This is a genomic window from Cohnella soli (genome assembly GCF_042655525.1).
Lineage (GTDB): Bacteria > Bacillota > Bacilli > Paenibacillales > Paenibacillaceae > Cohnella > Cohnella soli.
This window is the reverse complement of the sequence record NZ_JBHSMI010000023.1, coordinates 166,450-178,593: the sequence shown is the minus strand read 5'-3', so window position 1 is coordinate 178,593 and position 12,144 is coordinate 166,450. Positions and strand designations below refer to the sequence as shown.

The following is a 12,144-nucleotide window of genomic DNA, read 5'->3' as shown; positions in this document are numbered from 1 at the left end:
TACGAATCAGCGCTTCCATATCGGGCGGGGGGGGGGTCATCATCCCTTGAGCGCAGGAACTGTCTTTCAGCCGTCACAATGGTTTTGTCTTAGATGGGGGAACGGTCAACCAGATCGGCCAGAGCCCTTACCTCTCAGGGGACATTTCTCCTGGATGCGTGCGGAGCGGGAGCTGGTTGTCACTTATCGTCATCCTCTCATAATATGAGCCGTAATAGCCTGCACGAAAGGCTCATCGAGCGGAGCGTGGCCGTTCAACAGACGGTACCAGATCGGTCCATAACAGAGGTCGGTGAGGAGCTCCAGATCGGCGTCCTTCGGCAGCTCGCCTCTTGCGGCGCTTCGCTTCAGCAGAGCAATAAGTGTTTCCCTGCGAGAGCAGATGAACGACTCGCGGAATATCTGCGCGAAGCCGTCGTCGAACTGGGCTTCCGCCATCAAGCTACGCATGATGCTCCCGGCGCCCTGTGTCAGCGAGCGGCATGTATCGCCGATGTAGAGATGCAAGTCCGATTCGAGCGAGCCTGTATCCGGAACCCCGATGTCCTGACGGGCTTGCTTCGTCATCGCATCCATGACGATGGAGGCCACATTCGGCCACCATCGGTACAGCGTGGGCTTGCCTACGCCCGCCGCCTTGGCGATTCCCTCCATTGTGATCTGCTTGTAGGCCGACGTCTCCAGCAGCTGGCGCACTGCCGTCAACACCGCCTCCATCGCTTGCTGGCTTCTGGGGCGGCCGGGCGCCGGCTTAGCTTGATGTCTATCCATAAATAAACCCTCCAGGAAAATTATTTCTAATATCTATTTACTTTACGTTACGTAACGTATTATAATGCAAGCAGGCAAACAAATCAATCAGTACGGGAGGCAATGAACATGGGAAACGGAATTCAAGGGCAACGCGTCATTATTATGGGTGGCACATCCGGCATGGGATTCGCATCGGCACAGATGCTTGCAGCAGGAGGAGCCAAAGTCGTCATTACGGGGCGGGACGGCGCTAAGCTTGAAGAAGCGCTTCGGCAACTCGGCGGCAACTCTTCAGGCGAATGTCTCGATGCGAGCTCCCCGGAAGCGGTCAAAGCATTCTACAAGCGCCAAGGCGCGTTCGACCATCTCATTATATCAGTGTCCGGCGCCAAGGGAGCGGGGAATTTCCGCGAGCTCGCACTAGATGATCTGCGCGGCGGTTTCGAGGCCAAATTCTGGCCGCAGCTAACGGCGGCCCAACTGAGCTTGAACACGATCAGCGCGAACGGCTCCATCACGTTCATTACGGCCATCTCCGCCCGTAACGTCTCGCCGGGCATTTCCGGCCTGGCCGCCATCAACGCAGCGCTTGAGGCGATGGTGCCTAATCTTGCACTCGAGCTTGCGCCGCTGCGCGTTAATGCAGTTTCGCCAGGCGTAGTCAACACGGCCTGGTGGAATTGGCTGCCGGCTGAGCAGCGCGCGGCTGTATTCAGCACTTATGCCGAAAATACGCCAGTCGGTCGGGTAGGCGTACCCGATGATATCGCCAAGGCCATCGTTTATCTAGTCGACAATACCTTCGTGACAGGAACGGTACTCGAAGTGGACGGCGGCATGCGACTTAGTTAAGCATCCTGCAAGACAAGCAGCACCTGCCTTTATCATTACCTTATATATAAAAAAGAGCGGGCTATCTTTACGTGATAACCTGCTCTCGTTCTTGATTTTTGGCCCACGCCTTATCCCCGCGGGCTGCCTTTTCTCACGTTTATAAACAAATTGACAGCCATCACGCGTTGCACCTCATGTGAGGGCCTTCTCGATTTCACTTTACGCCATCCCACTCGGCGTAGAAACGCTCCAAATACGTCTCCATAAATGCGTGGCGCTCTTCCGCGAGTCGCTTGCCGGCGACTGTGTTCATAAGCCCCTTCAGCTTCAACAGCTTCTCGTAAAAGTGGTTAATCGCCGTATCTTTGCCGTTGCGGTACTCTTCTTCCGTCATGCGCTCTCTTGGCTTCAATTCGGGATCGTGGATCGGACGCGACTTGGCCCCCGAGTACGCAAACACGCGGGAGATGCCAACCGCTCCGATCGCATCCAGACGATCGGCGTCTTGTACGACTTTACCTTCCTTTGTCTTCATCGGAGCCCGCGCGCCGCCCTTGAACGACATGGTGCGAATGATCTCCAGCACATGAGAGACGACCTCATCGTCCGCTCCGCTGTTCGCAAGCCAGCGTTCCAGTTCCTGCTCCGCCGCGCGAGGGTCATCATTCAGTTTCTCGTCCGCCATATCGTGAAGCAGCGCAGCCAGCTCACAGACGAACGAATCCGCTCCTTCTTCCCGGGCGATCGTTCGCGCCGTCCTGACGACACGGTCGATATGCCACCAGTCGTGGCCGCTGCTATCTTTATGCAACTTAGCTCTTGCCCATTCGACCGCCTCCCCGGCGATCCTTCTCTGCTGCTCCGTCCACAATACGTCATGCATCCTTCCAATCTCCTTTCGGTGACAACCCTTACGTTATCTTCTATAATAAGTTCTTCCATGTTATTCATCGTCAAGTCAAAACGTCTTCTCCGATTACTCTTCAACCAGACTCGCAGCAAGGGGCTGACAACAAGTGTCACATCCATTCTCCGGTTTGAAATCCCAAGCATTGCGCATGTTCCAAGTGCAAGGATTCCCGCCGCTAATCGTGATTAACCTCATGGTCGGCATCTCGCTTTCATTTGTCGTTCCGTTCAACTCCTTGTTCGGCATCGACGAAGTCGGGATGAGCAATGCCGCTTTCGGTATATTTATGACCGTATCGGCGATCGCGAACATCGTGATCTCTACGTATATGGGCAAAATCTCCGACGGGAAAATGGAACGGCGCACAGTGATTCTCATCGCAGCCGTCGCGGCCGTCGTCGGCTACACGTTGTTCGCATACGCCAGAAACTATTATGTTCTGCTTATTTTATCATCTATTGTACTCGGCGTAGCCTCGTCTTCTTCATCTCAAATTTTCGCATACGCCAGAGAAACGTTGTCGAAGTCGGAATTGCCGCCCAAAGATGCACCTTTCTATATGAACGTGTTCCGCAAGTTCTTCGCGCTCTCGTGGACGGTCGGCCCGGCCCTCGAAGGCGGACAATCGACTGCTCATACGACTTGGCGTGGCGTTCGCCTTCATCTATTTCACGCTGCTGTTCTTCACAACCGCGACTTGGCAAGTGTATGCAATTCAGATTTTCAGCGCAGCAGCCATCTCGATTAAGAACGGCATCGCCATCACCTACTTCCAGAACTTCGTTCCGAACATGCCCGGTACTGCGACGACGCTTTACATGAACACGTCGAAAATCGGTCAGACGCTCGCATTCCTTATTTTCGGTTTCGCTTCGGAATGGTTCGGTTATCGCGACGTCTACCTTGTCTGCTCGTTATTCGCCGGCATCGCCATCGTCCTGTTGTTCGCGGTAGGGCGGCGTAAATAGGTATTGAATATTCCATTTTCCACTTGAAGCTAACGTTACGTAATGATTTACACTTTGGATACCGGTAAAAACCTCGCCCATATTGACTTTAGAAGTTGCACCTGTCAAAGCTTATAAATGAGAGGAAGTTGACGAGAATGACGAGACAAACGCGAATCGGTAAAACAGATTTAGTTGTTAACCCAATCGGACTTGGAGCAAGCACTGTAGGCGGCCACAATATTTTTCCTCATGTAAATGAAGAAGAAGGAAAAGATTTGGTGCGGGCAGCGATCAGCCATGGAGCGAATTTTTTTGATACGGCGTATTTTTATGGATTAGGACGTTCAGAGGAATTAATAGGTGAAGTGATAAAAGAAGCAGGAAAGCGTCAAAATCTCATTCTGGCAACAAAAGGCGGCCTTACGCTTGCCGGCAATGATATTGCCATGGATAATTCGCCTGCTTACTTGAAACAATCCGTTGAAGATAGTTTGAAAAGGCTGCAAACAGATTACATAGATTTATTTTATATTCATGTTCCAGATCAGAATACGCCCAAAGATGAAGCGGTTGGCGTCTTAAAGCAACTGAAGGACGAAGGTAAAATTAGAGCAATCGGCGTTTCTAACTTCTCGCTTTCACAATTGAAAGAAGCAAATAAAGATGGCTATGTCGATGTCATACAGGGAAACTACAGTTTGCTGCAGCGTGAAGCCGAACAAGAATTGTTTCCATATGCGGCGGAGAATAATATCTCGTTTATTCCATACTTTCCTCTAGCATCAGGCTTGCTGGCCGGTAAATACAATAAGGATACGACTTTCAATGATCTACGCAAAGATATGCCCCACTTCCAAGGCGATAATTATATAAAAAATCTTGAAAAGGTGGAGCAACTCCGCCAAATGGCTAATGAAAAAAAGGCCGAAGTTGCTCATGTAGTCCTTGCTTGGTATTTAACGCATGATTTAATCGATGCTGTCATACCCGGAGCAAAAAGCGCAGAGCAATTGATGGATAATTTAAAAACATTAGACGTCCGCCTGACAGAAGAAGAAATCAACGAAATTGATCGTATTTTCAAATAGAGCGATTATCGTTTCACGCGGCTATCTTCCAGCCTTAGCAATTCCGCATCGCCGGGCTGAAACGTCAGCGTACACCGATTCCCGTGAAGGGCGAGCAAGCGCTCTTCACCGGTAATCTTGTCGACCAGAATTGCAGTAATGCCATCCTCTAAGGTTACCGTGAGCTCGGTTGACCGCTCATAATCCTTGTTCACGATCAGCCAATAAGCCCCTTCGAAATACCCGGCTACCGCCCTGCCCCCGGCAATCTCTCGAATCGATCCCGTGTCGTGAAAATAGGTGACTTGCTCCCGTTCCTCCCCTACATGATAAATACCCAGCGACTTACGGTTATAGAGAAATCCCCCTAATCGCGATAATTCACGGTTTAACGCAAGAACGATGTCGTACTTATCGGTTTTCTTGCCATCCCATGTGAACATGGCGTTGCGATAATGCCAAATCGGTTCGTCAGATGGCGTCCAGTATGTGAAGTATGAAATCGTTGAAGCGCCGTACGCCAAGCTGATAAACGTCTGCCAGCGCAGCTGTGCTTCCGACGGACTCGGATATGCGCCGTGAGCGACGAGCAAAAGGATCGCCTTGAATGGTAACTGATGGTGGAAAGATATTTCTCTTACAATTTCAATGTTTTCGAAGAAGCTTGGTCGCTCTTCCCTCGTATTCGATTCGAAAATGAGTCGTTCCCGATTGTCGGAAATTTCAATTTTGTCCACGCTACGTCCCTGCCCGAACATCGCATAGTGATCGTAGCTGACCATCTCCGGTCGTACTTCATCGACATAGCGCTCAACATACTCGCGGTAGGTCTGCGTTCCCAGTTGTTCAGGCGTTGCGTAGTTGGGGAACAAATTGATGTAACCGGGATGGTATGGGTCGATCTCTCTCAAATAAGCGGTAATCGCTCCTAAGCGGGCAAACATTGTTGCGTTGGGCTCGTCGAAAATATAATAGCCTTCGAGAGCCGGGTGGGACCGATAATCGTTCACGATGTTGTCCAGATGCGATTTCCAGTTCTCTTTATCCTCCAATGCTAAGCTCATCCGGCTGTCTTCGATGATGGCCTTCATACCGAATCGGGCACACAGCTCCAAGATCCGGCTGTTCTCCTCGTAAGACCCATGCTTCAAGTTCTGTTCCGGTCCCCGAAGAGGCGGAGTAACAAGCGTAAAGCCGGCTTCGGCAATTTCCTTATACCGTTGTTCGTTCGTGTGGCCGACGGGCGGAGCCCCCCAGAATGTGATCGCATAACCGCTCGTGTTTGACATTTTTTCGTTCACCCTTTGTCTAAAATCGTATTACGACGAATCCGCTTGAAGTCAATCCGCGAGCCATCTTCTCATGTTGTCGAGGCCGATGCGCGTCCCTTCGCGGCAATCTTCCATTCCTTCGAACTCGAGGGAAATATAGCCGTCGTAACCGGAATTCCGAACGATGCGCAGCACTTCCGGAATGTCGATATCCCCGTGTCCGACGATCGCGCCGCGCACATAATTACCCGCCATCGTCTTGTACCAGCCTTCGCCGAGATTGAGAGAAGCCGGGCGCAAATAAAAGTCTTTCATATGAATCATCGATGCGAAGCCGATATTTTTCTTGACGGCAGCGACCGAGTTTTCGTCGGCGCACATGAAATTGCCGATGTCGATCGTCGTCTTGAAATTCGGACGGCCGACGGCATCGACAAGGGCCAGCACGCGGTCGCTCGCCTGCAAGAAGAAGCCGTGGTTTTCCACGCTGGTCGTAATGCCGAACGAAGCCGCATAATCTGCGACGCGACGGCAACCTTCGGCCAGCTTCGGCAAGCGGCGCATGAAATGGCTCATCGACGTGTCGGAATGGCTTGCCGCGTCGTGACGCATTAGTTTGACGCCGAGGGCGCGGGCGATATCAACTTCCCCTTTAAGCCGTTCGATTTCGGCCTCGAACTCGGCGTCGTCGTCGGTGACTAGGTTGCCGCCTATCGCGTAATTGGAAATCTCGATCCCCGCGCGGGCGGCCCGCTCGACGATTTGCCGGACCAATTCCGGCTTCTCCCCCAAATGGACTGGCGGTACGATTTCGACATGTACCCCGCCTTGCTCCGCGATCCAGTCGATGGCTTCGAGCACATCCATCTCGCCTCTGCGGATTGCTTTCCACAAGCTATACGTACTTACACCGAGTTTCATCTTATCCGGTTCCTCCGAGGCAAATCATCTGATCGAATCCGTTCTGCGCTCCCTTTTTCTTGAACAAGAAGGGGAATACCCATCGGGCTTCGCCTTCAAGGTATCCCCCTCCTACGGTTATTTATTTTTGTACCATTCGTTGACTTCTTTCGTAATCTCGTCTCCGCCGATTTTTTTCCAATCCGACACGAACTTATCGAAGTTGTCGATCGGATCGCCCATAATGATTTTTGTGAACACTTCGTATTCCATCTTGTCCAGCGTCGCTTGCTTGGCCGCCATCGTCTTGGTCGGCGTGCCATAGAATTCGTTGTAAATATCCAGATTCTTCGTGGCGTATTCGTTCATGGCTCTGAACGATCCGGTTTCGCCGTAAATCCGTTCCATTGACCATTCAGCAGTCGTCCCTGCCCCGCTTAAATATTTCGTTACCTTATCGTAAGTTTCTTTCTGCTTAATCGTGAGTTTTGACGTATCTTTCGTTTTTAACGCATCTGTCACGGCCAAGTGCATCTTCAGATTTCCATTGGTGAATCCTGCCCTGAGGACGGCGAACTTGAATACTTCGATGCCGTCCGGCGTTACGCCATACTTCTGACTCGTTTCGAGACTTTCATCGTTTGAAATTTTAACCCACAGATTCAGCATTTTAATGGCGGCTTCCGGATGTGCGTACCCTTTTTTCACTACGGTGAAATCGTTGATGGATTGCGTGACTCCGGGCCTCGCCGGTTGATCGTCAACCGAGACGATCGGATAAGCTGTCCACTCCGCTTTCGGGTCGTTGTCGCGGCCGGCGTTAAACGGAAACAGCGGATTCCACATATGTCCGTAGTTAAGTCCATTTTTGCCGGAGGCTTGCGCCTCCGCTGCCTTGTTCGTATCCTTGGATCCAAACTCTTTATCGATCAGTCCGGCTTTGTACATTTCCTGAAGCTTCAAGAGCGCCGCCTTTACTTCCGGTTGAATGCTGCCATTCACCAAGTTGCCGGAAGCGTCTTTAAGCCAGAAACGCGGGTAAGCATGATAGCCGAACATAAATCCGTCGATTCCCGCATAACCGGAATTGCGTTCGAACAGTTCCTTCTGCAGCTCCAAGCCGATCGTATCTTTTTTGCCGTTCCCGTCGGGATCTTGATTCGTAAACGCATCGGCGATTTTCACGACATCGGCGATCGTCTTCGGCTCCGGCAAATTTAATTTCTTCAGCCAGTCGCTGCGCACCCATAACAGCGTGGAAGCGTCAAAAGCACCGACAACGGCAGGTATTGCCATTAATTTGCCGTTAAATGTCGCCGAATCGAGCGTGATTTTGCCTTCCGTCGTAAAAATCTCTTTCGTAAGCGGTGATGCATACTTGTTCCAAACGTCCGTCAAATCTTCCAACATGTTCGCATCGACGAGTTGTTTCAATTGAACCGCTTTCACCGGAGCCAGATCGGGGATGTTGCCGGACGCGATCGATACGTTCATTTTCTGGTCGAAAGCCGATTCATCCGCCGTCCAAGCGTTCTTCACTTTAATGCCCAAAGCGTCCAAGTACTCTCTTGACCACACGTTGTTATCGATCGTATCTCCTGCCGGGAACTTCATCGAGCCGGTCATGCCGCGGGCAGTGGTAATTTCAATCGGCGTATCATACTTGCCTAGCGGATCGTTTTCTTTCGCAGCAGCCGACTGCGACGCTTCAGCCGCCTTCGTCGATTCCGCTCCCGGTGACGAAGCGGGGACAGTGCTGCCGCTGCTTTCGTTGTTTTTGCCACTGCAAGCCGTTACTAGAACGATGCTCAGGACAAGCGTAATCGCTAATAACCCCTTCTTGCGGATCTTCATCTCTCTTGACCTCCTCGATTATTGATGCATTTTCATTGTAGAGCGCCCCCGATTTGATCACCATTTCGACCTGTTGACGTTCCTTACGTTCCGTTTACCGTTTTGTATCTCGATATTTCTCCTATCTCCAAAAGGCAAAAAAAAGGACTGGATAAACCGAAGTTTTCCAGTCCTTTTATATCGTTTAAAGCTATTTTACTTCTATTTCGGCAAGCTGCATTCGATAAGCACCTTCGTTATATCGCAGATTTGTTCCGTTAATCTTCACGTATCTTGCCGTCGCGCTAGGGAACGTAAAGACTTGCGCCTCATTGCCAGGCTGCGCGTATCCCGTTCGCGCGGCGACGGTCGTCCAGTTGACGTTGTCCGGCGAAGTTTGAATCGTGAAGTCGATCGGGAAGAAATATCCCGTGCTTGCGCCGTCGTTTCTCGGGAACAGATTGACGGTGCTGATTTTGCTGCTGCCTCCAAGATCCACGGTTACCCATTCGGCGTGGTTGGATGCAAGATTGCTGTTGCTGCTCCATCCCATCGAATAGTTCGCGTTGGATAACCGAGCGCCGTCCGTCGCATTCATCATCCCCCAGCCGTCCGCCGCGCTTTCGTAGGAACTGGATGCCGTCACTTTCATCCCGGCTGCCAGATTGCCGCCGAAAACCTGGATTTCCGCAAGTTGCATGCGGTAAGACGACTGGTCATCGATTCTGAGATTCGTTCCGTTCACTTTGACATATCTGGCGTTGACGCTGTCGAATGGGAACGACTGCACGGCATCGCCCGGACGCGCATATCCCGTCTTCGTGACGACAGTCGTCCAGTTGACGTTATCCGTCGAGGTTTGGATCGTAAAATCGATCGGGAACCCATTGCCGGTTTGCGCTCCGTCGTTTCTCGGGTATAAGTCTACCCGGCTAATCGGATACGTTTTGCCTAAGTCAACTGCGATCGATTCGCTATGGTTCGTTGTCGTGCTGTCGTTGCTGCTCCATCCATTGGCATTCGCCGAGGAAGAAATTCTTCCGTCCACGGCAGCTTGAGGGAACCAACCGCCGGCCGTATCCGAGCTGGAGGTTGTTACCGCCTTGCCTTCCGCCACATTTTGCTCCGCATTTATGACCACGTTGTCGAAATTGGCGCTGCTTGCCGTAATCAATGCAATGTTGCCTGACGTAAATCCGCTGTCGTTCACGTTTAATAAAGCGGTGGCATTGTTACCTGCAAACACTTGAATGTTATTGCCGCTGGCCACGACTTTCACCGTCGTATATTGGCCTACGACATAGCCAGGCACCGTTGCCTCTCCAAGTGACGTACCGGATCGATAGACGAACACTTTGCCGTTATTGCGCAGCCCGACCAAATATCCCGTATCGATATCCGTGCCGTTAGCGCTGCGCACGACAGCCCCGGCCCAATTCGAGCTACTCCCGTTATCGTTTACGATTTTCGTATCGAAAGTAAGGACAAAATCGCCATAAGATCGGCCTTTGACCGCGGAAGTCGCCTTCCACTGCGAGGCGTTGGACTGACTGTACTCTCCGCCGGATACGGACCAGGTTCCGAGCGAATGCAACCAATTTCCGTCGTTGCCGCTGCTGAAATCGTCGGAGAATGCAAACCGCGTATCTGCTTGCGACGAAACGATCTCGTCGAGAATTTGCTTGTGCGCGATATCCACGTTAGCGCCCGAACGGGTGAAAACCGTAAAGTCGGTGATCAGGGATTCTGCGATGCTTTTGGCAACAAGCGGCTTCGTTTGTTTCAAAATGTTCAGAAGTTCATAATCTTGAATCCCGTAAAGCTGATTTTCGCTGCGGACGCTGTCATAAATATCGTACGCCGCCTTATTCGGACGAACGAGCCACCAGTTTCCCCCGCCTTGGCCGTCACCGCTTTCCGTATCGGCTGCAGTAAACGACGATGTCTCGCCGTTCCATTTGAGCCAATAGTTCCAGCCCCAGTGGAGATAACCTGTTGCGCCAATCTTCCACCCTAGCCAGGGGATCAGCCTGGTTTTGTCGAGATGATAGCTGATCCACCGGTTCATATAATCTCCTAGAGGACTACTAGATGTGTAAAGCCATAACTCTTTGCCGTTATCGACTCTTTGTTTTTGATAGAACGCCGTATTTTGGTCATAAGTTTCCGTCAGGGGCGTATAGCCCGTCAAGCTGTTTTCAGAGCCTGGCCAAACCAGAAATTGCGCCTCATTCGTCTGAATTTGATTACCGAAAACCGCTTTCAATTTGGCGTAGTACCAGTTGGCGGCATCGATTTGTTCCTGAGCTAGGGGTTCATCTTCGGCGCTCACAATCAATTTGTCGGTCCAGCCTTTCGCGTCGAGATGCGCTTTCAACGCCGGCAACAGCTGGTCCAAATACGCGTTGGACGTCGGAGAATCGGGAACGTCGCCGTAAAACACGGCTTTGCCGTCCGGGCCTCTGACCAGCGTATCGACCATCGAGCCGCTACCCGCATGCTGAATTTGTTGCGGGACGCCAATATATTGCAAGGCGCCCGCGTCGATAAACGTCTGAACGAATCGATCGAATGTCGCCCAACCGAAATTGATGTGGCCGTTCGTATCGATTGTCGTATCCGGAATAAGCAAGCCGTGGAAATCCGTATGAATGACGTTGTTCCGGTGCTTGGCGTGATTGGCTGCGATGTTCTCGATCACTTTCCACCAATTCGCATCGTACATCTTGACGTTATATTGCAAAGGAATGACTTGCTCCGTTCCCGAAAAATCCCAGCCCGCCGACCCGAACCAGTTGTTAATCTTAAAGGTGGACTGATTCGTTGGCGGAATGGTTACGTTGTATACGACGACCGTCACGTTTACGGTCACGTTGCCGCCGCTGCTGTGGACGACGGCCTTGCCTGTGTATGTCCCCGGTGTCTGCGTCGGGGACGTGTAGACGCTATAGTAATAGGGCTGAGTCACATTGGCCGCAACCGATTGCGGCGTGTTGTCCTCCAAAGAATCGGTATAATCGCCGCTGTCCGGGGAAGTGGAGCCCGGAGGGTTCTCGTGATCCCCAGAGGCCTTCCATACGCCGGTATGGGTAATTTCTCTCGTCACTTTAATGTTGGACGCGGGAATTGCAGCGCCTCGAGGCCCGGTAAGCGCAGATGTAGTCACGAATACGTGTGATTGCGAAGAGGACGACCTGACCAAAATTTGCGCGGCTTGATATTCATTTCTGGCCGCGTATAACGTGATCGCCGTACCGGCTCCCTCCGGCATCGTCGATGTTTGGAACGCTCTGTCCGACGCCCCTTGAATCCAGACGGACGGAGTCGCCGCGTATGCGCTCCCTAACGAAAGAAAGGTGCTGGACAACAAGGCTAGCGATAGCAGAATCGAAAGATTAGGTTTCCAGAAAATCAAAGTTCGGATACACGTTTTCTTGCTTTTCATCAATATCTCCTCCGTTATTAATTTTTTCATGCGATTTCATTTTTTCGGCCATCCGACCGCTCATCCCCCCTTCAGACATACCATACAACAATTGAATCGCTTGCATTATTTCGAATTATTGATATCCCTTTCGTTTTAAATACAGTTTGCCTTCGTGAGCACAAAAACAGGGGTTGCCCCG

General features: G+C 51.5%; 10 protein-coding genes. 4 read left to right on the top strand and 6 right to left on the bottom strand.

What is annotated here, in order from left to right:
- Positions 1-189 precede the first annotated feature (189 nt).
- Positions 190-771: a TetR/AcrR family transcriptional regulator gene (locus ACFPOF_RS11445; RefSeq protein ID WP_378132608.1), complete on the bottom strand. Its 582-nt coding sequence runs from the start codon at positions 769-771 to the stop codon at positions 190-192.
- Positions 772-879: 108 nt separating this feature from the next.
- Here ACFPOF_RS11445 and ACFPOF_RS11440 point away from each other — a divergent pair, with 108 nt between their 5' ends.
- Positions 880-1,605 (top strand): SDR family oxidoreductase, encoded by a 726-nt coding sequence (locus ACFPOF_RS11440; protein ID WP_378132606.1) that lies wholly within the window; start codon positions 880-882, stop codon positions 1,603-1,605.
- Between the two features lie 196 nt (positions 1,606-1,801).
- On the opposite strand, the gene ACFPOF_RS11435 is transcribed toward ACFPOF_RS11440, so the two are convergent.
- Positions 1,802-2,470, bottom strand: coding sequence for an HD domain-containing protein (locus ACFPOF_RS11435; RefSeq protein WP_378132604.1), 669 nt, complete (start codon positions 2,468-2,470; stop codon positions 1,802-1,804).
- Positions 2,471-2,603: 133 nt separating this feature from the next.
- Here ACFPOF_RS11435 and ACFPOF_RS11430 point away from each other — a divergent pair, with 133 nt between their 5' ends.
- The 3 genes from ACFPOF_RS11430 (at position 2,604) to ACFPOF_RS11420 (ending at position 4,535) form a co-directional block, all read left to right on the top strand.
- Positions 2,604-3,245 (top strand): MFS transporter, encoded by a 642-nt coding sequence (locus ACFPOF_RS11430; protein WP_378132602.1) that lies wholly within the window; start codon positions 2,604-2,606, stop codon positions 3,243-3,245.
- The gene (locus ACFPOF_RS11425) at positions 3,202-3,465 is read left to right on the top strand and encodes an MFS transporter (RefSeq protein ID WP_378132600.1); all 264 of its coding nucleotides are present in this window, start codon (positions 3,202-3,204) and stop codon (positions 3,463-3,465) included. Before ACFPOF_RS11430 ends, ACFPOF_RS11425 begins: the two co-directional genes overlap by 44 nt.
- Positions 3,466-3,602: 137 nt before the next feature.
- Positions 3,603-4,535, top strand: a complete 933-nt coding sequence (locus ACFPOF_RS11420) for an aldo/keto reductase (protein ID WP_378132598.1) — start codon at positions 3,603-3,605, stop codon at positions 4,533-4,535.
- 5 nt (positions 4,536-4,540) lie between these two features.
- On the opposite strand, the gene ACFPOF_RS11415 is transcribed toward ACFPOF_RS11420, so the two are convergent.
- From ACFPOF_RS11415 to ACFPOF_RS11400, 4 genes are all read right to left on the bottom strand, one after another.
- Positions 4,541-5,803, bottom strand: coding sequence for a hypothetical protein (locus tag ACFPOF_RS11415; RefSeq protein WP_378132596.1), 1,263 nt, complete (start codon positions 5,801-5,803; stop codon positions 4,541-4,543).
- A 51-nt stretch (positions 5,804-5,854) separates the two neighbouring features.
- Complete coding sequence (locus ACFPOF_RS11410; RefSeq protein ID WP_378132594.1) at positions 5,855-6,706, bottom strand: sugar phosphate isomerase/epimerase family protein; 852 nt, start codon at positions 6,704-6,706, stop codon at positions 5,855-5,857.
- Between the two features lie 117 nt (positions 6,707-6,823).
- Positions 6,824-8,539, bottom strand: coding sequence for an extracellular solute-binding protein (locus tag ACFPOF_RS11405; RefSeq protein ID WP_378132592.1), 1,716 nt, complete (start codon positions 8,537-8,539; stop codon positions 6,824-6,826).
- Between the two features lie 190 nt (positions 8,540-8,729).
- Positions 8,730-11,963, bottom strand: a complete 3,234-nt coding sequence (locus ACFPOF_RS11400; protein ID WP_378132591.1) for a discoidin domain-containing protein — start codon at positions 11,961-11,963, stop codon at positions 8,730-8,732.
- Positions 11,964-12,144 lie beyond the last annotated feature (181 nt).

Coding starts and splice junctions, on each gene's coding strand:
- ACFPOF_RS11400 (WP_378132591.1), bottom strand. CDS start 11,963: ATGAAAAGCAAGAAAACGTGTATCCGAACTTTGATTTTCTGGAAACCT.
- ACFPOF_RS11440 (WP_378132606.1), top strand. CDS start 880: ATGGGAAACGGAATTCAAGGGCAACGCGTCATTATTATGGGTGGCACA.
- ACFPOF_RS11420 (WP_378132598.1), top strand. CDS start 3,603: ATGACGAGACAAACGCGAATCGGTAAAACAGATTTAGTTGTTAACCCA.
- ACFPOF_RS11415 (WP_378132596.1), bottom strand. CDS start 5,803: ATGTCAAACACGAGCGGTTATGCGATCACATTCTGGGGGGCTCCGCCC.
- ACFPOF_RS11445 (WP_378132608.1), bottom strand. CDS start 771: ATGGATAGACATCAAGCTAAGCCGGCGCCCGGCCGCCCCAGAAGCCAG.
- ACFPOF_RS11435 (WP_378132604.1), bottom strand. CDS start 2,470: ATGCATGACGTATTGTGGACGGAGCAGCAGAGAAGGATCGCCGGGGAG.
- ACFPOF_RS11410 (WP_378132594.1), bottom strand. CDS start 6,706: ATGAAACTCGGTGTAAGTACGTATAGCTTGTGGAAAGCAATCCGCAGA.
- ACFPOF_RS11405 (WP_378132592.1), bottom strand. CDS start 8,539: ATGAAGATCCGCAAGAAGGGGTTATTAGCGATTACGCTTGTCCTGAGC.